The organism is Streptomyces scabiei 87.22, assembly GCF_000091305.1.
GTDB classification, from domain to species: Bacteria; Actinomycetota; Actinomycetes; order Streptomycetales; family Streptomycetaceae; genus Streptomyces; species Streptomyces scabiei.
The window spans coordinates 4736079-4762443 of the sequence record NC_013929.1 but is presented as its reverse complement, the minus strand read 5'-3'; the positions used below and the strand labels follow the sequence as shown (position 1 = coordinate 4762443).

General features: G+C 72.3%; 23 protein-coding genes. 22 read left to right on the top strand and 1 reads right to left on the bottom strand.

Annotation, left to right across the window (positions count from 1 at the left end; all coding sequences use genetic code 11):
- Window position 1 precedes the first annotated feature (1 nt).
- The 3 genes from SCAB_RS47965 (at window position 2) to SCAB_RS20105 (ending at window position 2648) form a co-directional block, all read left to right on the top strand.
- On the top strand, window positions 2–337 hold the full coding sequence (locus SCAB_RS47965; protein WP_193789217.1) for a hypothetical protein: 336 nt from the start codon (window positions 2–4) through the stop codon (window positions 335–337).
- Between the two features lie 161 nt (window positions 338–498).
- Window positions 499–1191: a response regulator transcription factor gene (locus SCAB_RS20110; RefSeq protein WP_013001913.1), complete on the top strand. Its 693-nt coding sequence runs from the start codon at window positions 499–501 to the stop codon at window positions 1189–1191.
- On the top strand, window positions 1188–2648 hold the full coding sequence (locus SCAB_RS20105; protein ID WP_041669401.1) for a HAMP domain-containing sensor histidine kinase: 1461 nt from the start codon (window positions 1188–1190) through the stop codon (window positions 2646–2648). Before SCAB_RS20110 ends, SCAB_RS20105 begins: the two co-directional genes overlap by 4 nt.
- Window positions 2649–2762: 114 nt before the next feature.
- On the opposite strand, the gene SCAB_RS20100 is transcribed toward SCAB_RS20105, so the two are convergent.
- The gene (locus tag SCAB_RS20100; protein WP_041669399.1) at window positions 2763–4913 is read right to left on the bottom strand and encodes an MMPL family transporter; all 2151 of its coding nucleotides are present in this window, start codon (window positions 4911–4913) and stop codon (window positions 2763–2765) included.
- Window positions 4914–5321: 408 nt separating this feature from the next.
- On the opposite strand from SCAB_RS20100, the gene SCAB_RS20095 reads away from it, so the two are divergent.
- The 19 genes from SCAB_RS20095 to SCAB_RS20010 all read left to right on the top strand — a co-directional run bounded on the left by SCAB_RS20095 (window position 5322) and on the right by SCAB_RS20010 (window position 26286).
- A complete protein-coding gene (locus tag SCAB_RS20095) occupies window positions 5322–6467 on the top strand; it encodes an amidohydrolase family protein (protein ID WP_013001910.1) in 1146 nt (381 codons plus the stop codon).
- Window positions 6468–6718: 251 nt separating this feature from the next.
- The gene (locus tag SCAB_RS48050) at window positions 6719–7165 is read left to right on the top strand and encodes a hypothetical protein (protein WP_078580156.1); all 447 of its coding nucleotides are present in this window, start codon (window positions 6719–6721) and stop codon (window positions 7163–7165) included.
- Window positions 7166–7690: 525 nt separating this feature from the next.
- Window positions 7691–8236 (top strand): DUF2617 family protein, encoded by a 546-nt coding sequence (locus tag SCAB_RS20090; protein ID WP_013001909.1) that lies wholly within the window; start codon window positions 7691–7693, stop codon window positions 8234–8236.
- A gap of 159 nt (window positions 8237–8395) precedes the next feature.
- On the top strand, window positions 8396–10030 hold the full coding sequence (locus SCAB_RS20085) for a polyamine aminopropyltransferase (protein WP_041669398.1): 1635 nt from the start codon (window positions 8396–8398) through the stop codon (window positions 10028–10030).
- Between the two features lie 123 nt (window positions 10031–10153).
- A complete protein-coding gene (locus SCAB_RS20080; RefSeq protein WP_037727390.1) occupies window positions 10154–10963 on the top strand; it encodes an SRPBCC family protein in 810 nt (269 codons plus the stop codon).
- A 56-nt stretch (window positions 10964–11019) separates the two neighbouring features.
- A complete protein-coding gene (locus tag SCAB_RS20075) occupies window positions 11020–11814 on the top strand; it encodes an aldose epimerase family protein (protein WP_013001906.1) in 795 nt (264 codons plus the stop codon).
- 61 nt (window positions 11815–11875) lie between these two features.
- The gene (gene pyrE / locus SCAB_RS20070) at window positions 11876–12430 is read left to right on the top strand and encodes an orotate phosphoribosyltransferase (protein WP_013001905.1); all 555 of its coding nucleotides are present in this window, start codon (window positions 11876–11878) and stop codon (window positions 12428–12430) included.
- 180 nt (window positions 12431–12610) lie between these two features.
- On the top strand, window positions 12611–13633 hold the full coding sequence (gene fbaA / locus SCAB_RS20065) for a class II fructose-bisphosphate aldolase (protein WP_013001904.1): 1023 nt from the start codon (window positions 12611–12613) through the stop codon (window positions 13631–13633).
- Between the two features lie 224 nt (window positions 13634–13857).
- Complete coding sequence (locus SCAB_RS20060) at window positions 13858–15378, top strand: MFS transporter (protein WP_046773818.1); 1521 nt, start codon at window positions 13858–13860, stop codon at window positions 15376–15378.
- Between the two features lie 129 nt (window positions 15379–15507).
- Window positions 15508–15921 (top strand): DUF3151 domain-containing protein, encoded by a 414-nt coding sequence (locus tag SCAB_RS20055; protein ID WP_013001902.1) that lies wholly within the window; start codon window positions 15508–15510, stop codon window positions 15919–15921.
- 258 nt (window positions 15922–16179) lie between these two features.
- Entirely contained in the window at window positions 16180–17025 is an 846-nt protein-coding gene (locus SCAB_RS20050) for a tryptophan 2,3-dioxygenase family protein (RefSeq protein WP_013001901.1), read from the top strand.
- Window positions 17018–18283 (top strand): kynureninase, encoded by a 1266-nt coding sequence (gene kynU / locus SCAB_RS20045; protein ID WP_037727391.1) that lies wholly within the window; start codon window positions 17018–17020, stop codon window positions 18281–18283. The genes SCAB_RS20050 and kynU overlap by 8 nt, the downstream gene beginning before the upstream one ends.
- Before the next feature lie 397 nt (window positions 18284–18680).
- Window positions 18681–19616, top strand: a complete 936-nt coding sequence (locus SCAB_RS20040; RefSeq protein ID WP_013001899.1) for an alpha/beta hydrolase — start codon at window positions 18681–18683, stop codon at window positions 19614–19616.
- Window positions 19617–19965: 349 nt separating this feature from the next.
- On the top strand, window positions 19966–20868 hold the full coding sequence (locus SCAB_RS20035) for an alpha/beta hydrolase (RefSeq protein WP_013001898.1): 903 nt from the start codon (window positions 19966–19968) through the stop codon (window positions 20866–20868).
- Window positions 20861–22102 (top strand): acyltransferase family protein, encoded by a 1242-nt coding sequence (locus SCAB_RS20030; RefSeq protein WP_013001897.1) that lies wholly within the window; start codon window positions 20861–20863, stop codon window positions 22100–22102. The genes SCAB_RS20035 and SCAB_RS20030 overlap by 8 nt, the downstream gene beginning before the upstream one ends.
- A 10-nt stretch (window positions 22103–22112) precedes the next feature.
- Entirely contained in the window at window positions 22113–23477 is a 1365-nt protein-coding gene (locus SCAB_RS20025) for a sensor histidine kinase (protein ID WP_037727704.1), read from the top strand.
- Window positions 23474–24148, top strand: a complete 675-nt coding sequence (locus SCAB_RS20020; protein ID WP_013001895.1) for a response regulator — start codon at window positions 23474–23476, stop codon at window positions 24146–24148. Before SCAB_RS20025 ends, SCAB_RS20020 begins: the two co-directional genes overlap by 4 nt.
- A 126-nt stretch (window positions 24149–24274) precedes the next feature.
- Window positions 24275–25624, top strand: a complete 1350-nt coding sequence (locus tag SCAB_RS20015) for a sensor histidine kinase (RefSeq protein ID WP_013001894.1) — start codon at window positions 24275–24277, stop codon at window positions 25622–25624.
- A complete protein-coding gene (locus SCAB_RS20010; RefSeq protein ID WP_013001893.1) occupies window positions 25621–26286 on the top strand; it encodes a response regulator in 666 nt (221 codons plus the stop codon). Before SCAB_RS20015 ends, SCAB_RS20010 begins: the two co-directional genes overlap by 4 nt.
- Window positions 26287–26365: the final 79 nt, after the last annotated feature.

The following is a 26365-nucleotide window of genomic DNA, read 5'->3' as shown; positions in this document are numbered from 1 at the left end:
CGTGCGGCAGTGGGTCCTCGTGCGGTGGCGGGTCCTCCTGCGGCGGCGGGTCCTCCTGCGGTGGTGGCGGCGGTGGCTGCGGCGGCGGAAGCTGACCGCGGCGTCGCGGCGCACGGGGGGTGTGGTCGTGGACGAGAACATGAGACTGCTGGTCGCCGTCTGGGCCGTGTACGCCGTGGTCATGACGGTGATCGTCGTGGTGGCCCGCAGGCGCGGCCGGCGGCGCAGCTGGTGGGCGGACGGCGGGGGATCGTCGGACGGTTCGTCGGGTGGTTCGTCGAGTGGTTCGTCGTGCGGGGGTGGGGGCGGGGGCTCCTGCGGGAGCGGAGGGGACTGAGGACGGGTCGCCGTCGCATACCTGCCCGGGGCAGCAGACGACTGCGGCCTGCCCGAGGCCGCGGGGTGAGAGCGCGGTCCGCAGCGAGGCTCTGATCCCGGCCTCAGGTTGGCCGGGGACAATGAGCGGCAAAAACATCGACCGTAAGGGGGCGGGCCGACGTGCGGATCATGATCGCGGATGATGAGGCGGCCATCCGTGAGTCGCTGGAGCGGGTGCTCCAGGTCGAGGGGTACGACACCAGCGCCGTCGCCAACGGCTTCGCCGTGCTCGACGGGGTCGTCGGGGCGGACGGTGACACGCTGGATCTGCTGATCCTCGACGTGATGATGCCCCGCCTCGGCGGGCTGGAGACCTGCCGGCGGTTGCGGGCCGCGGGTCGGGATCTGCCGGTGCTGATGCTGACCGCCCGTGACCAGGTCTCCGACCGGGTCACGGGGCTGGACGCGGGCGCCGACGACTACCTGCCCAAGCCGTTCGCCACCGAGGAGTTACTGGCCCGGGTGCGGGCCCTGCTGCGTCGGCGCACGCCGGCCGACGAGGAGTCGCAGATCCTGTCGTTCGCCGACGTCCGGCTCGATCCCGACAGGTTCGAGGCGTGGCGTGGGGGGCGGCCGCTGCGTCTGACCCGGACCGAGTTCTCCCTCCTGCAGGTCCTCATGAGCAACGCGACCCGGGTCCTGACCCGCGACGCGCTGTTCGAGGCGATCTGGGGCTTCGACATGAGCGCCACCGCCAACAACCTCCAGGTGTACGTGAGCTACCTGCGCCGCAAGACGGAGGCAGAGGGTGAGCCGCGATTGATCTACACGCTGCGCGGCCTGGGTTACGTGCTGCGGGAGACTCCTCCGTGAGCGGGCCCGCCGGCCGGGAACCGCGCCGGCTGACCCGATGGTGGCGCCGGCGGTCCCTGCGGACCAGGCTGACGGTGATCGCGGCGACGGCCGTCGCGGTCAGCGTGTTCGTGGCCTTCCAGGTGGCCAGCGAACTACTGAGCTGGGAGCTGCGGGACAGCGTCGAGAATCAGCTGCGCGCCGACTCCCGCGTCCTGGCGACGGACGCGCAGCGCGCCGGCCCGGCGCAGGTCCGGCTACCGCCGTATCCCGGATCCGGCCGGCTGGTGCGGATCGTCCTGCCCGACGGCTCGACCCGGACGCCGGCCGGCCAACCCGCGCTGCCCCCGGTCGGTGAGCAGGCCGGGCGCGTGGCGCGGGGCGCGTCGGCCGACCTGATGGAGTCGAACGGCGGCGACGAGGACGGGTACCTCGTCTACACGCTGCGGGCGGGCGACGGCGCGGTCCAGGTGGCCCAGGTCGCCGACGACGGCCCGGTCAACCAGTTCGGGTTCGGCATGCTGCTGATCGGGCTGCTCTGCGTGGCCGGCGGCGCCCTGGTCGGGCGGACCGTGGCACGGACCGGGCTGGCACCGATCGACCGGCTGACCGCCGCCGCGGTACGTGTCGCGCACACCCGGGATCTCGACGCCGGCATCCCGGACGAGGGCGGTGGGGAGATCCGGCGGCTGATCCGGTCGATCAACGACATGCTCGCCGCGCTCAGGGACTCCCGGCGGGCCCAGCGGCTGCTCGCCGAGGACGCCACCCACGAGCTCAAGACCCCACTCACCAGCCTGCGTCTCAACGTCGAGCTGCTGATCCGCCTCGATCGGCGCGGCACCCTGGACAGCGCACTGCCGGCGGAGAGCCGGACCCGGCTGCTCAACGATCTCGGCGCCCAGGTGGCCGAGTTGAGCACCCTTGTCGCCGAGCTGACCGACCTGGCGCGCGGTGACGTCAGCGACGAGAACACCGAGCTGCTCGACCTCGCCGACGTGGTGGTGGCCGCCGTGACCCGGGCACGTTCCCGCACGCCCGACGTCGAGGTCGCGCTCGACGTGACCTCCGTGTGGGTGAGCGGGCGTCCCGCCGCGCTCGAACGGGCGGTGCTCAATCTCGTCGACAACGCCGGCAAGTGGTCCCCCGCGGACCAGCCGGTCCAGGTCCGGCTCCGTGCCGAGGACGCGTCGGCGGTGCTGGAGGTCGACGACGCCGGGCCGGGCATCGACGCCGCCGACGTACCGCGGGTGTTCGACCGGTTCTACCGTGCCGACAGTGCCCGGGCGTTGCCGGGATCCGGTCTGGGGCTGTCGATCGTCCAGCGGGTCGTCGACGCCCACGGCGGCCGGGCCGGCGTCGCCCGCTCCGCACGCGGTGGCGCGCTGCTCCGGGTCGACCTTCCGGCCGCGGCCCCGCCCGCCCCGCCCGCCCCCATCGCGGGGCTCACCGCCGGGGAGGACACCGCGGTGCGCTGACCCATCCCGGCGGCGCGGCGCAGGACCCGAGGGCGGCGACCCTCGGGCCCGCGAAAAAATCCGGGACGGGCCTGGGTCCCAGGTCCGTCCCGGATCTCGTCCGTGCCGCCGCGCTCACCGTTGCAGCGCGGGCTCCTCGTGCTCGGCGAGCGACTGTCGACGGACCGGTGGCTCCGCCGCCGGACGGGACAGCCGGCTCGGCCACCACATCCGCCGGCCGATCAGCAAGGTGAGGGCGGGCACCAGGACCGACCGCACCAGCAGGGCGTCCAGCAGCACGCCGAAGGCGACCAGGAAACCGACCTCGATCAGCATCACCAGCGGAAGAGTGGCGAGGACCGCGAACGTGGCCGCCAGGACCAGACCCGCCGAGGTGATGACGCCACCGGTGGCCGAGAGGGCTTTGAGCAGGCCCTCTCTGGTGCCGAGACGCACGGCCTCCTCCCGGGCCCGGCTGGCCAGGAAGATGTTGTAGTCGACGCCGAGCGCCACCAGGAACAGGAATGCCAGCAACGGCACCGAATTGTCGATCCCCTTGAACCCGAGGATCGTGTCGAAGACGAACACGCTGCCGCCGAAGGCCGCGGCGAACGAGACGATCACAGTGGCCATCAGGACCAGCGGGGCCAGGATCGCGCGCAGCAGCAGCCCGAGGACGATCAGGACCACGACGAGCACCAGCGGGATCACCAGCTTCTCGTCGCGCTGGGTGGTCACCTCGGTGTCGAGGTTCTCCGCACTCGGCCCGCCGACGATCGCCTCCGCCCCGCTCACCGCGTGCACGGCGGTGCGCACCCGCTTGACCGTGTCGTACTCCGCGGCGGTGTCCGGCGCGTCCTTCGGGAACACGGAGATGTTGGCCCAGCCACCGCTGGTCTGCTCCGGGACGGCCAGGGCCACACCGCGCGTGTTTTTGACGATGTCGAGCACCCGCTCCCGGTGCGCCGGGCGGGTGAAGACCGTCATCGGCTGGCCGCCCAGCTCCGGGAAGTGCTGACGGAGCACGGTGAAGCCGGTGACCGACTCCGGCGCGGACAGGAACTGGTCCTGCTCCCGCAGGGCGCCGGTGTTGCCCGCCAGCCCGAGGGCGAGCACACCGAGGACTCCGAGCGAGCCGAGCGTCGCCGGCCACCGGCGGCGGCCGAGGGCGGTGCCGAGCCGCCCCCACAGCCCCGGCTTCTCCTCCGGGGCCGTGCTGAACCGCGGGACGGCCGGCCAGAAGATCCGCCTGCCGAGCACCACGAGCACCGCCGGGAACAGCGTCAGCATGGCCACCAGCGCGCACAGGATGCCGGCCGCACCGATCGGACCCAATCCGCTGGTGCTGTTCAGGTCCGCGACGAGCAGGCAGAGCAGACCGGCGACCACGGTGGCCGCGGACGCGACGATGGCCGGAGCCGCGCCGCGCAGTGCGTGGACCATCGCGACCCGGACGTTCTCATGGTGATGCAGTGCCTCCCGATATCGAGCGATGAGCAACAGCGCGTAGTCCGTGCCGACGCCGAACACCAGGATCGTCAGCAGCGCCGAGTTCTGGTCGTTGACCACGATGCCGAAGCCCTTGACGAGCAGGTAGACGGTCCCCATCGCGGTCAGTGCGGCCGCGCCGACGGCCAGCAGCGGGATGATCCACAACACCGGGCTGCGGTAGGTGAGGATGAGCAGGAGCGTGACGACGACGATGGTGGTGAGGAGGACCTGCACGTCGATGCCGTCGAAGACGGCCTCCATGTCGCCGTCGATCGCGCCCGGGCCGGTCACGTCGAGTTCCAGGCCGGAGGGGCGGTCCTTCGCGGCGTCACGCAACGGGCCGACGATGTCCTCCGGCGCGCCGTAGGCCGTGCTCACCTCGAGGGTGAACATCATCGCCTTGCGGTCGGTGGAGGGGCTCGTCGGTGAACCCTCGTCGTCCTCGTCGGCCGCCGCCGTCGCCTTCGGCGGGTACCGCTCGGCAAGGGTGTCGTAATGGCGTTCGACCGTCGCGCGGTCGGCGTCGGTCATGCCGGCGGCGCGGTGGTACACGAAGACGAACGTGTTGCTGTCACCACCGGGGAGACGGTCGTCCAGCACCGCCACCTTGGTGGACTCGGCACCGGCCGGCAGGGTGTCCACGGCGCTGTCGGTGGTGACCGAGCTCAGCTTTCCGCTCAGCGGCACCATGCCGGCCGCCAGCACCAGCCACAGGCCGATCACCAACCAGGGCACCCACCGGCCTGCCAACCGACCGGCCCGGGCCTTCCCGGACGGTGCTGCGTCGACTGCCATCACTTGCCTCCTGCATACGGGTTGCATCGCTTCTCTGGATGCCGACTTCCTACGGAGCGAACCTGAGACGACCGTTAATGCGGTGCTCAGGCCGGTCGGCCGAACCATGTGTCCAGCGCACGCACCGGCGTGGCGGCGTCGGGGTCCCGCCCGGCGGGCGTCCATGTCGCGTCCGTCCCGGACGTGTACTCACGCGCGATCGTGGGAGAGCAGCTCGTACGAGCTCTAACGCTCGTCTCAGGTTCGCTCGGTAGGAATTCGGTATCCGGACGAGCGATGCGGCGGGACCGGCGTGGTCGGCGTCGAGGTCGAAAACGACGAACGGTCGATCCGAGGCATCTCGCAGACGGATGCCGCACGGATATCGCACGGATGCCGCATCACACAAACACCTGAAAAGAGACTGACATGAAGCCCATGGGACGCCGCGGCTTTCTCACCGCCGCCACGGCACTTGGCGTCGGTGCCGGCCTGTCCACGCATGCCATTGTCTCGGCAGCGAACGACAACGAGACTTCGGGCAAGAACTCGGACAAGAACTCGGACAAAACTTCGGACATTGCACTGCGGGACCAGGACCTGCCCTTCATCGGCACGGAAGAAACCTTTTCCACCCGTGAGTTGATGGTGCTGAACGACAGGCTGTTCCTCGAGGACACCGGTCTTGCCGAGCTCGGCCCGCGCCGCATCGGTGCCATGGACGAGGCGGGGATCAACGTTCAGATCCTCTCCGCCCATACGCCAGGTGTGCAGAATGTCAAAGGCCGGAAGGGCATCGATTTCGCGTATCGCCTCAACAAGATGCTCGTCGATGGACCGATGGCCGCCTATCCGGGGCGCTTCAAGGCATTTGCCACCTTGCCTCTCCAGGACCCGGAGGCCTCGGCGGACGAGCTGGAACGCACGGTGCGGGAAGACGGCTTCCTGGGTTGCCTGACCAACGGAATCATCGGGAAGAAGTTTCTCGACCATCCCGAATTCGAGCCCCTGCTGGCGCGCGCCGAAGCCCTCGATGTGCCGATATACATCCATCCGGGCCTGCCGCCCGACGAGGTTTTCGACATCTATTACAGCAATATGCTGCCGGAATACCAGAAGGAGTTCCAGGACCAGGTTCTCAGTATCTCGGCGTATGGATGGCACCAGGAAGTCGTCACTCAGTGCCTCCGGATGATCACCTCAGGAGTGTTCGACAGGCATCCCAAGCTCCAGATCATCATCGGCCATATGGGGGAGGGTCTTCCGTTCTTCTACGAACGCATCGTGGAGAAGATGAGCGAAGTGACCGAGAAGAGTCTGGACAAGCCGTTCGAGCAGTACTTCCATGACAATTTCTGGTTCACCACCAGCGCATTCCCCCAGACTGAGCTGCTCGAGCTCCTACTGAAGCACATAAGCGTGGATCGAGTGATGTTCGCGACCGACTACCCGTTTGCGAACATGAAAACCCAAACCGACTGGTTCCGGGGAGTCGATCTGCCACGCGACGCCAAGGAGAAAATCGCGTTCCGAAATGCGGAAAAACTGCTCGGAATAACAGTTCCCGCGAAGTGACGCACCTCGCTGGTGGTACCGATCGTCGTCCTCGTCCTCACGCGGTGGTGGCGCCGGCTCGTCCTGTGGGGGACGCTCGTCCTCCTCCTGCGGTGGCAGCGGCGACCGCCCCCGCGAGAGACAAGCTCTGGACTTGCTCAACTCTGCTTTGAGCGGTCCGCGGCGGGGGAATCCCCGCGACACGCAAGTGAGCGAGGCGCCCACGGGGGGCCGCTTCGGGGGACTCGAAAGAAAGAGGGGAGGGTGACGCCATGAACGCGATCGCGGTGATCGGCTTCATCCTGGTGGTGGTCTGCGGGCTGCTGGCGCTCATCGTGGCGGAGAGCCGCCGCAGGGCGCGCGCGGCACGGGCGGGGGCCCGGGGCGGCAGGACGTCCGGCCGTGGCGGCAGCGCCCACCGCAGTGCCCACCGCACCGGCGGCCGGGGTGGCAGCGACTCGTCGAGCAGCAGCGACAACAGCTGGTGGGTGCTGGGGGCGGCCGGCGTCGGGGACAGTGGCTCGTCCCACTCCTCCTCGCACGACGACCGGGGTTCGTCGCACGGGGGCTCGTCGCACGGAGGCTCGTCGCACGGGGGCTCGTCGTGCGGGAGCAGCAGCTCGTCCTGCAGCAGCAGCTCGTCCTGCGGGAGCAGCAGCTCTTCCTGCGGTGGGGGGTCCTCCTGCGGTGGCGGGGGCGGATGCGGTGGAGGCAGCTGACACGGGGCAGCTGAGCTCCACGACGCGAGCGCCCGCCGGAGGTCGTCCCGGCGGGCGCTCGTGTGTGTGGAGCCGCGCGGACGGGGCAGACGGCCCGGTGCGCTCGACGCTGCTCGCGGGCCGGCGCGCGGGTAGCACTTCTGTTCACGCCTGAGTACGCCGGGTGGGCCCGGTCGTTCGACGGGCGCCGCCCCCGTGTGCGCGCGCCTGGCTCGATGGGCGCGTGGGGAGTGTGTCGACCGACGGGGCGTACGCCTGGTTGAACAGTTGAGCTGGCCTGCCCTCGGGGGGATGGAAAGCACGCCAACTTGGGTAAAAACGCTGTGGTTGCACCACAGTTCATGATTCCCTATAAATCGCCAACGCAGCCCCCGGACGTCCCTCCCGGCAGGCCTGACACGGCTGACCGGACCGACTGGGACGTCGTCCTCACCCGACCTGGCTGACCGGGCCACGATTCCCGGTGCCGACCGGGGTGCGCCGGACCCACTCCTCTTCATCGTTGCGTCGCTGCGGAGCCGACCCATGCTCACGACCCTGAACACCGCCTACACCGACACGCGCGCGGCAGACCTCGCCTGGGCCCTGGGCCGCGAGCCGCTGCCCGCGCTCGCCACGCTCGATCTCGAACTCGGCGGCGCGAAACTGCAGTTGCGGCTGCTCGGCGCGTCCCACCAGGTGCTTCTGGAGGAGGAGCGGGGCAGTCACTGCTCGGAGACGGTCGCGTGCATCCCGGGGTCCAGCACGCCCCTTCCGCTCGGCGTGGCCAAACGGGCGGACGACTGGGAGTACGAGTTCGCCGCCCGCGTCGAGGTGCTGTCCCCGGGTTCCTTCGCCGGCCGCGCCCAGGAACTGCTGGCCCTCGTCTCCGATCACCCGCACGGTCTGGCCGGGGTCTTCCCGGGCAGCCCGCACGCCTTCACGGCGATGCTCGCGCAGTGGCACGAGGGACAGGTGCACTGGCGTACGTGGCACGCGTATCCCCAGGACGGGCAACTGGTGGCCACGAGAACGAGGGTGGGCGTGCGGGCATCGGTGCCGACGCCCGTGCCTGTGCCTGTGGCGCTGTGAGGGGCGCGGGCAACTGCGCGAGAACGCTCCACGCACCCGCAGCCGCCCCACCACCCGAACCCCAGAGCCATCCAGAGCCCTGAGGCACCCGGCCGAGCGTCGCAGACCACCCGTGTGGGTGACCCGGCGGAGCGCGACCGTGACGGTAGCGTGCCAGGAGTGATCGAGCCGCACGCCCCCGCACCCCCTGGCGCCCCTCCCCCCTGGCGCGGCGACGGAGGCCCGGGCGCCCAGGCGTGGTTACCGGTCCGCCCGGGAGTCGGCCGCTTCCTCGTCCTCGCCGGCGTCTTCGTCTGCGCCGCCTGCGGACTCGTGTACGAACTGGAACTCGTCGCCCTCGCCTCGTACTTGATCGGGGACTCGGTCACCCAGGCCTCCGTGGTCCTGTCGGTCATGGTCTTCGCCATGGGCATCGGCTCCCTCGCCGCCAAACGTCTCTGCCCCCGCGCCGCCCTCGGCTTCGGCGCCATCGAGGCCGCCCTCGCCCTGGTCGGCGGCTGCAGCGCCCTCGTGCTGTACGCGGCGTTCGCCTGGACCGGCGACTGGGGCGGCGTGTGGGCGAGCGGTTCCCGCTACCTCCTCGTCGCGTTCTCCCTGGCCATCGGACTGCTCATCGGCGCCGAGGTCCCGCTGCTGATGGAGCTGATCCAGCGCATCCGCCGCCAGGACGCCGTCGGCACGGTCGCCGACCTCTTCGCGGCCGACTACGTGGGCGCGCTGGTCGGCGGCCTCGCCTTTCCCTTCCTCCTGCTGCCCTGGCTCGGCCAGCTGACCGGCGCCCTGCTCACCGGCACGGTGAACGCCCTGGTCGGCGGCGCCCTCGTGCTCGGACTGTTCCGGCACGACATGAGCCGCCGGGACCGACGGCTGCTGCTGACCGCCAATCTCGTCGTTCTCGGCCTCCTGGCCACCGCCGCCGCGCACGTCGACGACTTCGAGCGCGCGGCCCGGCGCGCCGTGTACGGCAAGGACGTCCGGGTCGCCCTGCAGACCGACGTCCAGGAGGTCGTCCTCACCGGTGGCAGGCACGGCCGTCCGCTCGCTCTCTTCCTCGACGGCCGCCTGCGCATCAGCGGCCGCGACGAGCAGCGCTACCACCGGGCGCTGGTCCGCCCGGCCATGGAGGCCGGACCCCGTGCCCGCGTCCTCGTCCTCGGCGGCGGCGACGGCCTCGCCGCCCGCGAGGTGCTCCGCCACCGGGACGTCCGCCGGGTGGACATCGTCGAACTCGACCCGGGCGTGGTGCGCCTCGCCCGCACGGACCCCGCGCTCTCCGCCCTCAACGGCCACGCCTACGCCGACCACCGCGTCCGTGTCGTCACGGAGGACTCGTTCGGCTGGCTGCGCGGCGCCCGCCCTGCCCGGCCGTACGACGTCGTGATCTCGGACCTCCCCGATCCCGGCATCACCGCGAGCACGAAGCTCTACTCGCGGGAGTTCTACGGCCTGGCCCGTGAGGTGCTGGCCCCCGACGGCCGCATGGTGGTGCACGCGGGCCCGGTCTCGTCCCGGCGGCGGATCTTCTGGACGGTCGACGCGACCGTGCGCGCCGCCGGGCTGCGCACCACGCCCTACCGGGTCGCCGCCGGAGCCCCGGGCTTCGTCACCGGCCCCGACCGCACGGCCCACACCTCCCGCGCCCCCCACGACTGGGGTTTCGTCCTGGCGACCCGGCCCGGCGCGACCCGGCCCCCGTCACCGGACCTCGGCAGCGGAGCCGTCCGGCTCGACGCCGCCGACCGGATGCCGGGCCTGTCACCGTCGACGCTGGTGCACCCGAGGTACACCGGCTGAGCCGGGAGGACGACCGGGGCGTGCGAGGCGTTCGGGCCGCACGGGGCCGGGTGGGGCGGAAGTACGGGCAAGAACGCGTATGTACGGGTGCGGTGCCGTGCCACGTGGGTAGGCTCGGATTCCATGGAGCATGAGGTGTTCGTTCCGGTTCCCGTCGGCCGCCTCCGGGAGGCGCTGTCCGACCCCGAGCGGGTGGCCCGTGCGGTCCCCGGGCTCCAGCAGGACGCGGGTACCGCGCCCGTCGCCGGCCGCATCAAGGTGCGCGTCGCCGGCCACACCATCACCTATCGCGGCACCCTCCGCGTCACCGCCCGGGACGACGGCTCCTACGCCGTGGAGGGCGACGCCGCCGAGGCCCGGGGCACCGGAACCGTGCGGCTCGCCCTCACCCTCCGGCTCACCCCGGCCTCCGAGGGCACCACCCTCACCTGCACGGGCACCGCCACCGCCGACGGCCGAATCACCGAACTCCCGGCCGACGCGGTGGCCTCGGCGGCGACACGGCTGCTGGGGAGATTCGTGGAGAACCTGGCCACGACGGCCGAGCCCGAACCGAAGCCCGCGGAAACCGCCGACGAGCCGCACGCCCCCGCCGAATCCGAGCCCGAACCGCCCAGCCGGGCCGAGTCCGAGCCCGAACCCCCCGCCTCCGTCTTCGACACCGACGTCCCGCCCTCCGCCCTGGACCCCTTCGACGAGGAGGACTTCGTCGCCGGGGGCGAGCCCCCGGCGGAGGCCGCGCACGCCCGCCGGACGATGATCGGCCGGAGCGCGGAGGAGGTGGACCACGCGCCGCCCCGCGGCCGCTACGCCCCGGTCCCGGCCCCCGAGCCCGTCTCCGCGAGCGCCACCCTGCGCTGGGCCGCGCCCGCGGCGGCCCTCGCCGTGGCCTCCGCCATCGTCGTGACCCGGGCCCTGCGCAGGCGCCGCTGACGACACCGGCCCCGGGCGGCCAACTCCACGGCGGGGTCGGCCAGTAGGGTCGAGGCGTGAGTAGCGAAGAGATCACGTTGGCCGCGGGTGACGCGGAGGTGGTGCTCGCACCGGCGAACGGTGGCCGGGTGGCGGGCCTGCGGGTCGGTGGCGCCGAACTGCTGCGGCAGGGCGAGCGGTTCGGAAGCTTCCCGATGGTGCCCTGGTGCGGACGCATCCGCGAGGGACGGTTCCGCGACGGCGGCACCGTGCGGCAGATGCCCCTCAACGCCCCGCCGCACGCCATCCACGGCACGACCCGCGAGGACGCCTGGCGCGTCGCGAGCCACAGCGGCACCGAGGCCGTCCTCACCTACGACCTCGTCGAGCCCTGGCCCTACCCCGGCCGGGTCACCCAGGTGGTGACCCTCACCCCGGACGCCCTCACCCTCACCATGTCCGTGGAGACGTACGACTCCTCCTTCCCGGCCCAGATCGGCTGGCACCCCTGGTTCAACCGGAGCCTGGACGGCGACGGCGAGGACGTCACGGTCGACTTCGCGCCCGCCTGGCAGGAGGAGCGAGGCCCGGACCACCTGCCCACCGGCAACCGCGTCGACCCCCGGCCCGGCCCCTGGGACGACTGCTTCGGCATGCCCGGCGGCGTGGACGTCACCCTCACCTGGCCGCAGCGGCTGGAACTGAAGGTCGCCTCCCGCGAGGAGTGGGTGGTGGTCTACGACGAGCAGGCGGAAGCCGTGTGCGTCGAACCCCAGACCGGGCCGCCCAACGGCCTCAACACCCACCCCCGGCTGGTCACCCCCATCGACCCCCTCGAAGCCACGACGACCTGGACCTGGCGGCGCCTGTGAGCCGACCGCGGGCGCGCGGGGGCGTACGGCGGGCGGACAGGCCCCCTTTAAGCTGACTGCCATGACTGACGTGGACGTACGTGGATCTTTGCTGCAGCAGATCAAGGACAAGGCCGTGGTGCACGGCAGGGTGACCCTGTCGTCGGGTCTGGAGGCGGACTACTACGTCGACCTGCGCCGCGTCACCCTCGACGGCGAGGCCGCCCCGCTCGTCGGTCAGGTACTGCTCGACCTGACCGCCGACCTGGACTTCGACGCGGTCGGCGGGCTCACGATGGGCGCCGACCCCGTCGCCGGCGCGATGCTGCACGCGGCCGCCGCGCGGGGCCGCCGGCTGGACGCGTTCGTCGTCCGCAAGGCGGCCAAGGCGCACGGGCTGCAGCGGCGCGTGGAGGGTCCGGAGATCAGCGGCCGTCGCGTCCTGGTCGTCGAGGACACCTCCACCACCGGCGGCTCCCCGCTGGCCGCCGTCGAGGCCGTGCGCGAGGCCGGGGCCGAGGTCGTCGCCGTCGCCACCATCGTCGACCGGGCCACCGGCGCCGCCGAGAAGATCGAGAAGGGCGCCGGCGTCCCGTACCTCTTCGCGTTCTCGAAGGACGAGCTGGGCCTGGACTGACCTGCCGTCCCACGGCCCCCGATACCGGCGGGAACCCCGAGGTCAGGGGTTACCGAAGAGTTCTGGACGCGCTGACCGGAGCATCGGGTCGCGTCTGGAAGGATGGGGCCGACGATGATGTCGCAACCCTAGGTCAGGGACCGTAAGCACAACGCCACCCGCACATACAAGGAGCGGACCATGCCCATCGCAACCCCCGAGGTCTACAACGAGATGCTCGACCGGGCGAAGGCAGGCAAGTTCGCCTACCCGGCCATCAACGTGACCTCGACCCAGACGCTGCACGCCGCGCTGCGGGGCTTCGCGGAGGCGGAGAGCGACGGCATCGTCCAGATCTCGACCGGCGGTGCCGAGTTCCTGGGCGGCCAGTACAGCAAGGAGATGGTGACGGGCTCCGTCGCCCTGGCCGAGTTCGCGCACATCGTGGCCGAGAAGTACCCGGTCACGGTCGCGCTGCACACGGACCACTGCCCGAAGGACAAGCTGGACGGCTACGTACGTCCGCTGCTCGCGGTGTCGGAGGAGCGGGTCAAGGCCGGCCGCGACCCGCTGTTCCAGTCGCACATGTGGGACGGCTCGGCCGAGACCCTGGCCGACAACCTCTCCATCGCGCAGGAGCTGCTCGCCCGCGCCGCCGCCGCGAAGATCATCCTTGAGGTCGAGATCACCCCGACCGGCGGCGAGGAGGACGGCGTCTCGCACGAGATCAACGACTCCCTCTACACGACGGTCGACGACGCGATCCGTACGGCCGAGGCGCTGGGCCTGGGCGAGAAGGGCCGCTACCTGCTGGCCGCCTCCTTCGGCAACGTCCACGGCGTCTACAAGCCGGGCAACGTCGTCCTGCGCCCCGACCTCCTCAAGCAGCTGAACGAGGGTGTGGCCTCCCGCTTCGGCAAGGAGTCCCCGTTCGACTTCGTCTTCCACGGCGGCTCGGGCTCCACGGAGGAGGAGATCCGCACCGCCCTGGAGAACGGCGTCGTCAAGATGAACATCGACACCGACACCCAGTACGCCTTCACGCGTCCGGTCGCCGCCCACATGTTCCAGAACTACGACGGCGTCCTGAAGGTCGACGGCGAGGTCGGCAACAAGAAGACGTACGACCCCCGCACCTGGGGCAAGCTCGCGGAGGCGTCGATGGCGGCCCGCGTCGTCGAGGCGTGCGGCAACCTGCGCTCCGCCGGCACGAAGATCAAGTAGCCCGACCGGGCCCGGGCGACCCGGGCCCCGGCCGCCTACCACCGCCCCTGCCCGCAGCCGCGCACGCGACTGCGGGCAGGGGCGTGTCCGTGCCCGCGGTCGGCCTCGGGCCTCAGTCCCGCCTCCCTCTCCGGCGCCGACTTTGGTCCCGTACCGCTCCCGTACCGCTTCCGTTCCGCTCCCGCACCTGGCCCGGACGCCCGGGGCGCGGCATGATGCGGACCATGGCCGATGTACGCCTTGCCTCCCCCCAGGGCAAGTGGATCCTGCTGACCACGGTGCTCGGCTCCAGCATGGCCATGCTCGACTCGACGGTCGTCAACGTGGCCCTCCCGCGCATCGGCCTCGATCTGGACGCCGACCTCGCGGCCCTCCAGTGGACCGTCAACGCGTACATGCTGACCCTCGCCGGGCTGATCCTTCTCGGCGGCGCACTGGGCGACCGTTTCGGCCGCCGCAAGGTGTTCGTCGTGGGCGTGGTGTGGTTCGCCGCCGCCTCGCTGCTGTGCGGCATCGCCCCGAACGGCGGAGTGCTGATCGCCGCCCGGGCCCTCCAGGGCGTCGGCGGCGCCCTGCTCACCCCCGGATCGCTCGCGCTCATCCAGGCGTCGTTCCACCGCGACGACCGGGCGAAGGCGGTCGGCCTGTGGTCCGGTTTCGGCGGCATCGGCGCGGCCGTCGGCCCGTTCCTGGGCGGCTGGCTGGTCGACGGCCCCGGCTGGCGCTGGGTCTTCCTCCTGAACGTCCCCCTGGCGCTCCTCTGCATCCCCGTCGCCGTCCGTCACGTACCGGAGTCGGCGGACAGCCGCAGCCACGAGCGGGGCTTCGACATCCTGGGGGCGGTGCTCGGCGCCGCCTCCCTCGCGTTTCTCACCTACGCGCTGATCGAGGCCAGGGCGGGCACGCTCGCGGTCGCGGTCACGGCACTCGCCGGCGTGGCGACGGCCGTGGCCTTCGTCCGCGTCGAACGCCGCCGGCCCGACCCGATGATGCCGCCGGAGATGTTCGCGTCCCGCCAGTTCACGGCGGTCAACATCGTCACCCTGTTCGTGTACGCGGCCTTCGGCGGCTTCTTCTTCCTCGCCGCCCTGCAGCTCCAGGTGGTCTCCGGGTACTCCGCCCTGGGCGCCGGCACGGCCCTGCTCCCCATCACCGTCCTGATGCTGCTGCTCTCCGCCCGCGCGGGTGCCCTCGGCGAGCGGATCGGCCCCCGCATCCCGCTGACCGTCGGCCCTCTGCTGTGTACGGCGGGTGTGCTGCTGATGCTGCGCGTGGGCCCCGACGCCGCGTACGCCACCGACGTGCTCCCCGCCCTGCTGGTCATGGGCCTCGGCATGGTCACCCTCGTGGCCCCGCTGACCGCCACCGTCCTCGCCTCGGTCTCCACCGACCACGCCGGTGTCGCCAGCGGCATCAACAACGCCGCCGCCCGGGCCGCGGGCCTGCTGGCCGTGGCGGCGCTGCCGCTGATCGCCGGGATGGGCCCGGAGGCCTACCGCTCACCCACCCAGTTCGACAGCGCGTTCGACAAGGCCATGCTCGCCTGCGCCCTGGCACTCCTGGCCGCCTCGGTCCTCTCCTTCGCCACGGTCCGCCGACCCGCCCCCGACTGCCACCACCCCGAATGCCGCACCCACGGCTGCGTGACGGCTCCGCCGCTGGAGGGCCGGCAGCAGGGCGAGGCGGCGCCGGAGCGGCGGGGCGAGGCATCGCCGGGGCAGCAGGGCGGGACGGCGCCGGAGTAGCGGGCGCGAGCGGGGCGGCGGGTGCGGTGCCGTATGCCGTGCCCGTGCCGTGCCCGTGCCGTGGGCTGTGCCGGTGGCGGGGTTCCGGTCCGGTGAACCACACCCCCCGCATGGGCCAGACTGGAACCCATGACGATTCACGAAAACCTCCTCGGCGGCCCGCCCCCGACCCACCTGCCCGACTCCCCGGAACCCCGCGAACTCCTCGCGGGCGGCACGCCCCCGGCCGAGGTCGCCGCCAAGTACCCCACCTCCTCCCTCGCCTGGGCCCAGCTCGCCGACGAGGCGTACGAGCGGGGCAGCGTCGTGGAGTCGTACGCCTACGCCCGTACGGGCTACCACCGTGGCCTGGACGCCCTGCGCCGCAGCGGCTGGAAGGGCCACGGGCCCGTGCCCTGGGAGCACGAGCCGAACCGCGGCTTCCTGCGCGCCCTGCACGCCCTGGCCCGCGCCGCGGGTGACATCGGCGAGCAGGAGGAGTACGAGCGCTGCTCCCAGTTCCTGAAGGACTCCTCGGCGACGGCGGCGCAGACGCTGGGCTGACGCGCCGGAGTGACACGCCGGGCCGACGCGCTGCGCTGACGCGTTGCGCCGACGCGCTGCGCTGACGCGTTGCGCCGACGCGCTGCGCTGCGGCACTGCGCTGATCGAAGGATTGTTCGGGCGGGTCCGCCTGGTGTGACCAGGCGGACCTTGCGGTGCGGGGGTGGTATCACCGAACATGCCGGTGGGGACCGGGGCCCCCGTGTCGGAATTCGGCAGGGGCGGACCGCTACCCGGAGCACACATCAGGAGACAGCGATGTCCCTCACGGCTCAGCCCCACGAGGCTTCGGAGCCCGAGACCCCGCATCTCGACTTCCAGGGCACGACCCCGTACGAGGACTACGTCCAGGCGGACGTCCTCACCCACCTCCAGCACCCCCTCTCCGACGACCCCGGCGAGATGGTCTTCCTGGTCACCACCCAGGTCATGGAGCTGTGGTTCACCGTCATCGTCCACGAGTGGGAGACCGCGACCGCCGCGATCCGTGACGACGACGTGGCCAGGGCGAAGGACGCCCTGAAGCGTTCCGTCCGCGAGCTGGAGGCCCTGACCGCCTCCTGGAAGCCCCTCGGCCAGCTCACCCCGGCCCAGTTCAACTCCTACCGGGCCGCCCTCGGCGAGGGCTCCGGGTTCCAGTCGGCGATGTACCGCCGGATGGAGTTCCTGCTCGGCGAGAAGTCCGCCTCCATGCTCGTCCCGCACCGGGGCGCCCCCCGCGTGCACGCCGAGCTGGAGAAGGCGCTGCACGAGCCGAGCCTCTACGACGAGGTCCTGCGGCTGCTGGCCCGCCGCGGCCACGCGATCCCCGAGTCCGTCGTACGCCGTGACGTCTCCCAGCGCTACGAGCCCTCCCCCGAGGTCGAGGAGGCGTGGACCGAGCTGTACTCCGGCGACCCGGACCACGAACTCGCCCGCCTCGGCGAGGCGTTGACCGACGTCGCCGAACTCGTCTGGCGCTGGCGCAACGACCACCTCGTCGCCACCCGCCGCGCGATGGGCTCCAAGGCCGGCACGGGCGGCTCCGCCGGGGTGGCCTGGCTGGAGAAGCGCGCCCGGAAGAACGTCTTCCCCGAGCTGTGGACGGCGCGCTCCCATGTCTGACATCACCGCGTCCAGCACGGAACTGATCGCACGGGCAAAGGAGTCGGACGCGGCCGACGTGCTGTCCGGCCTGCGTTCCCGCTTCGTCCTCGACGACGCCGTCTACCTCGACGGCAATTCGCTCGGCGCGCTGCCGGCCTCGGTCCCCGGACGGCTCACGGACGTCGTCCACCGCGAGTGGGGCGAGATGCGCATCCGCTCCTGGGACGAGAGCGGCTGGTGGACTGCGCCCGAGCGGATCGGCGACCGGATAGCCCCGCTGGTCGGCGCGGCCCCGGGCCAGATCGTGGTCGGCGACTCCACGAGTGTCAACGTCTTCAAGGCGGTCGTGGCGGCGGTACGGATGGCGGAGGAGGACTCCGCCTCCGCCGGCGGCCGTCGTGACGAGATCCTGGTCGACGCGACGACGTTCCCCACGGACGGCTACATGGCCGAGTCGGCGGCCCGGATGACCGGCCGTACCCTGCGCCCGGTGACCCCGGCGGAGGTCCCGGCCGCCCTGAGCGACCGGACGGCTGCCGTCCTGCTCAACCATGTCGACTACCGCACCGGCCGCCTCCACGACCTCCCCGCCCTGACGGCGGCGGTCCACGAGGCCGGCGCCTACGCCGTCTGGGACCTCTGCCACAGCGCGGGCGCCCTGCCCGTGGACCTGGACGAACACGGGGTCGACCTCGCGATCGGCTGCACCTACAAGTACCTGAACGGCGGCCCCGGCTCCCCGGCCTACCTCTACGTCCGCAGGGACCTGCAGCCCCGCTTCGACTCGCCCCTCCCCGGCTGGACCTCGCACGCCGCCCCCTTCGCCATGCGCCCGGCCTACGAGGCCGCGGCGGGGGCACCCCGGGGCCGGGTGGGCACGCCCGACATCCTGTCGATGCTGGCCCTGGAGGCGGCGCTGGACGTCTGGTACGAGGGCGGCGACGGCGGTGCCGCCGGGGCCGGGGCGACGATCGCCGCGGTCCGCGCCAAGTCCCTCGCCCTGACGGACTTCTTCCTGCGCTGCGTGGCGGCGTACGTCCCCGAGGGCCGGGTCGAGTCCCTCACCCCGGTCGCCCACGCGGAGCGCGGCAGCCAGGTCGCCCTGCGCTGCGACGACGCCGGCGACGTCATGAAACGCCTCATCCACCGGGGTGTCATCGGCGACTTCCGCCACCCCGACGTCCTCCGCTTCGGCTTCACCCCGCTCTACGTCACCTTCGCGGACGTGGAACGGGCGGCGCGCGTGCTGGCGGAGACGCTGGGGGAGGCGGGGTAGCGGGGCGGTTCTGCTGTTCGGGGCCGGGTCCGGGGCCGAGGTGGGTCCGGGCCCGGGTCCGAGGGCGATCCCGAGTCCGAGGGTGGTTCGGTCGTTCCGGCTGCGGGGGAGCGCTGCCGGGGCGGCGGCGACTTCTCTGCCGGGTGCCCCGGGGATCGTCCTGGTGGCGGGCCGTCGTGCCGTGCGGGGCGGGAGAGGGTGCTCGGCGGCCCCGGTGGGCGAAACCCCTCGGCCCACCGCCCCGGCCGGCCGTCCCGGGGCTCCTGACCCGGCGTCACATCCCGGTGTCGACGCACGTCACGGGCCTGATACCGTCCCCGCCAACGGCAGGCACCCCTTTCCCAGGAACGCGCCTGCCCAAACCCTTCCAAATCCGTTTCACCCGAGAGGTTGGCGCATGCCGGACGACGACGCCGCAGCCCGCGATGCCGCCGAAGAGGCATCCGCCTTCTCGCACCCGCCGGTCGCCCCGGACAGCACGGCCGCCTACGGCGACCACCCCGACCAGGTGATCGACTTCTACGCCCCCCGCACCTCCGCCACGAGCGCGGACGCGGACGCGGGAGCGGGCGCCGGGGCGGGCGCGCCTCCCGGGGCCCCCGTGGTCGCGGTCCTGCACGGCGGCGCCTGGCGAGCCCCGTACGACCGGCACCACATCACCCCCTTCGCGGACTTCCTCGCCCGCCACGGCTTCGCGGTGGCCAACATCGAATACCGGCGCGGCAGTTCGATCCCCGCCCAGAGCGGCCTCAACGGCACCCCGGCCCCCACGGCGGGCCGCTGGCCGGAGACGTTCGACGACATCGCCGCCGCATTCGACGCCCTGCCGGACCTCGTCCGTGCGGCCCTGCCGCAGGCGGACCCCCGCCGGACGGTCGTCACCGGCCACTCCGCAGGCGGCCACCTCGCCCTGTGGGCGGCCGCCCGCCACGTGCTCCCGTCCGACACGCCCTGGCGCGCCTCCCGCCCCGCCCCCTTCCGCGGTGTCGTCGCCCTGGCCCCCATCGCCGACTTCGCCGTGGCCGAGAAGCTGGACGTCTGCGGCGGTGCGGCCGGTCAACTCCTCGGTGGCCAGGGCAAGTTCACCGAGCGCCGCCCCTACGCCGACCCCGCGCTCCTCCTCCCGACCGGCATCGCCACCACCCTCGTACAGGGCCGCTCCGACATCGTCGTCCCGCAGGCCGTCGCCGAGGCGTACGCCGACGCCGCGGCCCGGGCGGGCGAGGTCGTGGGCCTGACGCTGCTGGAGGACGTGGGCCACTTCCCGCTCATCGACCCGGCGGCGGACGCGTGCGCGGTGGTGGTGGAGGAGATCGCCCAACTGGCCTGGTGAACCCCGACCGGCCCACGGGGCCCGTCACGGCCCACGTCCTCCCCGCTGATACCCGTAATACCTGAGAGCCAGATCCCAGGTGAGCTCCACGGCGGGACGCCGACGACGGTGATCGTTCCATAACTTCCTTGCCTGGACGGCCCGATGGACGGGCGGTCCCGGCAGGGAAGGGGTGGGCGGCATGGGGGTCGCGACAAGGCCGGAGGCAGACCTCGGGACACCCGCGGGACCGCGTCCCACGGCGCAGCCACCGCGGCCGTCCCCCGGGCCGAAGGCCCTTCGGCGTATCCCTCGTCGGCCCCGGCTCCCCGGGGCGCCCCGGCTGCGCCGCACGCTGCTCGCGCTCCTGGTGGCGACGTCCGTCGTGGCCCCTGTCTCCGCCGCGGCCAGACCGCGGATCCCGGCCCCGCCCCCGGCATCCCTCGCCCCGCCGACCCCGACGACGCTCCGGTCGACGTACGCGGCCAACCGCGCGAACGCGGCGGAGGCGGCCCGTACGGCCGACGCCCACGGGGACCGCGGCAGAGCCGCGACCGACCGGCGGCTGGCAGCACCCACCCGCAGGCTCCTGCGGTTCGACGGCCGAGGCCCCGGCCAGGTCGTGGAGGTCCTGGGCGACCTGCTGCACGCCGACCACACGGCGGTCCTGGTCCCGGGCTCGGACACGAGCCTGGACACCTACGACCGCTTCCGCACAGCCGCACAGTCCCTGTACGACCGCACGGGCCCGGACACGGCGGTGATCGCCTGGCTCGGCTACGAGACCCCGGGAACGATCAGCACGGCGGTCCTCACCCCCACCCGAGCCGAACGGGCGGCCCCCCGCCTGCGCTCGTTCCTGCGCGAACTACGCGCCCTGGTGGGCGACTCCACCGGCCTCACCCTCGTCTGCCACTCCTACGGCACGGTCGTCTGCGCCCACGCCGTCACCGGTTTCGACGACGTCGACGACCTCGCCCTGATCGGCAGCCCCGGCACCGGCGCGGACAGCGCGGCCGCCCTGCGCACCTCGGCACGCGTATGGGCGGCCCGGGGCACGGACGACTGGATCGGCACGGTCCCCCACACCCGGGCCGGCCTCTTCGGCACGACCGTCGGATTCGGCCCCGATCCCACGTCCCGCGCCTTCGGCGCCCGTGTCTTCGCCGCGGGCCCGGCAGGCCACAGCGACTACTTCGCTCCCGGCTCCGCGCCCCTCGACAATCTGGCCCGCATCACCCTGGGCGCGCGTGCGGAGGTCACCGATGCGTGACCACCCCACCCTCGGGCCCACTGCCGTCCGTACGGCCGCCCGCCGGGCCGTCCGGCACATCGAGGCCGCCACCCCACCCGGCCGGGACCGGGCCGTGGACGCCCTGCGGGCCCTCGCCATACTCGGCGTCATCCTGGGCCACTGGCTGGTCACCGCCCTGGTCGCGGACGGCGGCACGCTCCACACCACCAGCCCGCTCTCACACATGCCCCAACTGGCCCCCATCTCCTGGCTCTTCCAGACCCTCGCCGTCTTCTTCCTGGCGGGCGGTCACGTGGCCACCAGAAGCCACTCCTCGGCCCGGGCCCGCGGTGTCACCTACCTCCCCTGGCTCCGCGCCCGTCTGGCCCGTCTGTTCCGGCCGGTCGTGGCCCTGCTGACGCTGTGGACGGCGGTCACGATCGCCCTCCTGGCCACGGGCACCCGCGTGGACACGGTCCACACCCTGGTGAAGCTGGCCCTGTCCCCGCTGTGGTTCCTCCTCGTCTTCGCCGCCCTCACGGCGGCGACCCCCTTGCTGGCCCGCCTCAACCCGCTCTGGCCCCTGGCCGTCGTCCTCCATGTGGACCTCATCCGTTTCGGCCTCGGCGGCCCGCAGGGCCTCGGCTGGATCAACCTGGCCGCGGGCTGGCTGGTCCCGTACACGCTGGGCGCGGCCTGGGCACGAGGCGAACTGGAGCGCCCGCGCGCGGGCTGGACCCTGCTGCTGTCCGGCACGGTGGCGACGGCGGGCCTGATCGTCTGGGCCGGCTATCCCGCGTCGATGGTCGGCGTCCCCGGCGCCCGGATCTCCAACCTGAACCCGCCCACCCTGGCCGCCGTCACCTTCGGCCTGGCCCAGTGCGGTCTGGCGCTCCTGCTCCGCGATCCTCTCCGTCGCGTCCTGCGTCGCCGGCCCCTGGCCTGGGCGGCCGTGGCGGTCGTGAACCTTTCGGCGATGACCGTGTTCCTCTGGCACCAGACGGCGATGATGGCGACGACCGCCACCGGACTGACGGCAGGCCGACTCCCCGGCCTGCACACCCTCCCCGACGATCTCGCCTGGGTGGCCGCGCGCCTTGCCTGGCTGCCGGTGTTCGCCCTGGCGCTCCTGCTCTGCCGGGCGGCCTTCCACCGTCACGAGAACCGCCGTCCACGTACCCGCGAGGGTTCCCCCGCGGTGCGCGTCCGGCCACGGCCCGACGGGGCACGGCAGTCGAGGAATACGGAGACCGAGGCGGTGCGACATGCCTAGGGTGGTGCGGATGAACGGGGTGGAGAAGCGGTTGACCAAGGGCCTTCGGGTGCTGCGCCAGGATCTGTGGAGCGCCACGCCCCACCCGCTGCCCCCCTCGGTCTGGCTCCGCTGGCTGCCGCACGGGATGGTCTTCCTGATCGCCTTCGGCACCACCATGGCCGCCGCCGATCAAATGGTCGACCGGTACGGACTCGGCACCGAGTACGGCCTGCTGTGCGCGGTGGTGCAAGGAGGGGCGGTGTCGCTCGCGCTGTGGCGGCCCGTGCCCGCGTGGTGGCTGTCGACCGTCCTCATGGCCGTGGCGGCCGTCGGCGCCCGTGCCCACCTCGCCCTGAACCCGACGTCGGACAACCAGCCCTTCTGGCCGTGGACCGGTTCCGGGATCTTCGCGCACGCCACGGTGCTGTTCCTGCTCGCCCTGCGCCTGCCCACCCGCGTGTCCGCCGAGGTGCTGGCCCTCACCGCACTGCTCACGTACGTCCTGCAGGAATTCGTCGGCAGTGCGAACCACGAGCCGTCGGGCATGCTGGCCCTGGCGATGTTCACGGGCGTCACCATCCTCGGCGGCGCCCTGCGAGGCCGCCGCGAGGCCCGCACCCAGCTCGTCGCACAGACGAGCATCACCGCCGAGGAGCGCGCCCGCCGCACCGTCCTGGAGGAGCGCAGCCGTATCGCGCGCGAGCTGCACGACGTGGTCGCCCACCACATGTCGGTGATCTCCATCCAGGCCCAGGTCGCCCCGCACCTGACGGAGAACCCGTCCGAGGAACTGAAGGAGAACCTCCACGGCATCCGGCAGAACGCGCTGGAGGCACTCACCGAACTCCGCCGCGTCCTCGGCGTACTGCGCTCCGAGTACCCACCGGACGGCGGCCCCGACGATCCCCGGGCGATAGCGGGCGTCACCGAGGGCACCGCCCCGCACGCCCCGCAGCCCACCCTGGACCGCCTCGACGCGCTCGTCGACAACACCCGCGCGGCGGGTCTCGCGGTGGTCACCGAGATCCACGGGGAGGTGCGCCCCCTGCCGCCCGGCGTGGAGCTGTCGGCGTACCGCATCGTGCAGGAGGCACTGAGCAACGCCCTGCGGCACGCGCCGGGTTCGACCGTCCGCGTGGAGCTCACCCACTTCCCGCGCGGTCTGCAGGTACGGGTCATCAACTCCCGCCCAGCCCGTGAGGCCCCACCGTCCCCCGGCGCCGGCCACGGGCTGCTCGGCATGCGCGAGCGCGCCGCGATGCTCGGTGGCACCCTCATGGCGACCGAGACCTCCCACGGCGGCTTCGCCGTCGTGGCCTTCCTCCCCCGCGACGGAGACCCCGGCGGCGAGCCCCGGCTCGCACCGGACACGACAGGAGAAACGAGTCCATGACGAGCAGCACCATCCGTGTACTGATCGCGGACGACCAGCAGATGGTCCGGCAGGGCTTCTCGGTGCTGCTCGACATCCAGCCCGACATCGACGTCGTCGGCCAGGCCGTGCACGGCCTCGACGCGATCGACAAGGTCGCCGAACTGGCCCCGGACGTCGTCCTGATGGACATCCGCATGCCCGAGCTGGGCGGCATCGAGGCGACCCGGCGCATCACCACCGAGCGCCCGCACATCAGAGTCCTCGTCCTCACCACCTTCGACCTCGACGAGTACGTGTACGAGGCGCTGCGCGCCGGCGCGTCCGGTTTCCTCCTCAAGGACGCCTCCGCCGACCAGCTCGCCGAGGCGGTACGGGTCGTCGCGGCGGGCGACGCACTGCTCGCGCCCGGGGTGACCCGCCGCCTCATCGCCGAGTTCTCCCGCCTCGGCACCGCTCCCCGCGCCCCGCTCAAGGAGCGTGTCGGCGACCTGACCGAGCGGGAGACCGAGGTGCTCTCCCTGATCGCGCAGGGCCTGTCCAACGCCGAGATCGCCCAGAGCCTCGTCGTCGCCGAGCAGACGGTGAAGACCCATGTGGGCCGCATCCTGGTCAAACTGGGTCTGCGCGACCGCACCCAGGCAGCGGTCTTCGCCTACGAGTCGGGCCTGGTCCGCCCCAAGGGCTACTGAGCGGACGCCACCACCGGGGGACCCGCGACGCCGGCCGGGCGGTACCCGTAGTACCTGAGACGGACCCGGACAGACCCTCCTCACTGGTGACGACGCCGGAACCCCTCTGCGCCTACCGTTTTCCATGTGACGGAGACGACCCAGACCCAGACGATGCCCTTGCGAGGCGGAGCCAGGCCGAGCAGCCCGGAGTTCCGGCTGGCCATGGACGCGTGGCACAGGCTGCGCCAGGACCTGTTCCACGACGGGTTCGCCTACCGGCCGATGCCCCCGATGAAGATGGACGGCCCGTTCACCGGCCGGCTCTCCGGCCGCCTCCGTGTGTACGTGGCCTGGGCCCCGCACGCGGCCGTGGTGGCGGCCGCCCTGCTCTCGATGACCATCGCCGCCTCCGCCGGAGACGGCAGCGGGATCGACACCCTCCTGGCCACCGGGTTCGCCCTGTGCACGGTCCTGGCCACCATGATCAGGCCCGTGGCGGCCTTCTGGGCGTCCATGATCACGGCCCCCATGACCGCGGTGGGTGCCGGTCAGTGGGACGACTGGCCGTGGACGGCCGGCAGTTTCGCGACCCACCTCGTGGTGATGACGGTCGTGGCGCTGCGCACCCGGCCGCGCATAGCCGCCTGGATGTGGGTCCTGACTGCCGCTTACGGAGCGTTCATGGAAGGAACCCTCGGCGGCGGCCACTACGCGACGAACAACACGATCCCGCTGCTCTTCGTCTCCGCCGTGACCCTGCTGGCAGCCTCCGCCCTGTCCATACGCCGCACCGCCCAGCGCGAGGTGACCGCCCAGCAGACGGTGACCGAGCACGAGCGCTCCCGGCGCACCCTCCTGGAGGAGCGCACCACCATCGCCCGGGAGCTGCACGACGTGGTGGCCCACCACATGTCGGTGGTCGCCATCCAGGCCGAGGCCGCGCCCTACCGGGTGGAGAACCCGCCGCCGGAGCTGGAGCAGGCCTTCGCCACCATCCGGGAGAACGCGGTGGCCGCCCTCACCGAGCTGCGCCGTGTCCTCGGTGTGGTCCGCGCCGAGGACTACGAGGCCCCGGACGCCCCGCAGCCCACCCTCGCCGACCTCGACGGCCTGCTGGCCAATGTCCGGGAGGCAGGGCTCACGGTCGACAAGGCGGTCACCGGAGCGGTCCGTGAGCTGCCGCAGGGCGTGGAGCTGTCGGCGTACCGCATCGTGCAGGAGGCCCTCAGCAACACCCTGCGGCACGCACCGGGCGCCTCGGCCCGTGTGGAGATCGGCTATGTCCTCGGCGGGCTCGGCCTGCGGATCGTCAACGGACCGTCCCAGGAGGTGGTCCTGGTGAAGTCCACCCATGGCACGGGTCACGGCCTCACCGGCATGCGCGAGCGCGTCGCGATGCTGAACGGCGAGATGACCACGGGCGAGACGGGGGACGGGGGCTACGAGGTGACGGTGTTCCTGCCCGTGTCCAGCGTGAGCGAGGCCGACGCATGACGATCCGCGTGCTGATCGCCGACGACCAGATGATGGTCCGAGAGGGCTTCTCCGTACTGCTCAACGCGATGCCGGACATCGAGGTGGTCGGCGAGGCGGTGAACGGCCGGGAGGCGGTCCGACGGGTCCGGGAGCTGTCGCCGGACGTGGTCCTGATGGACATCCGGATGCCCGAGCTGAACGGCATCGAGGCCACCCGGGAGATCGTGGCGTCGGACGACGGGGCGAAGGTGCTGGTCCTGACCACGTTCGACCTCGACGAGTACGTCTACCAGGCACTGCGGGCGGGAGCCTCCGGCTTCCTCCTCAAGGACGCCTCGGCCCGCCAACTGGCCGACGGGGTGCGGGTGGTCGCCGCCGGGGAGGCGCTGCTCGCCCCGTCCGTCACCAAGCGGCTGATCACCGAGTTCTCCAAACTGGTCCAGGCCCCCCGTCCCTCGGCGGCCACCCAGCTGGCGTACGGCGAACTCACCGACCGGGAGACCGAGGTGCTGGTTCTCATCGCCCAGGGTCTGTCCAATTCGGAGATCGCCGAGCGCCTGGTGGTCGCCGAGTCCACGATCAAGACGCATGTGAGCCGGGTCCTGGTGAAGCTGGGTCTGCGGGACCGCACCCAGGCGGCGGTGTTCGCCTACGAGGCGCGGCTGGTCACCCCCGGCTGACGGGCCCGGGGAGCGGCTCTCTTCGCGGGGACGCGTCGGTTCCCCCTGGTCATGGGGCCCGCTCGCGGGTTAGCGTCCG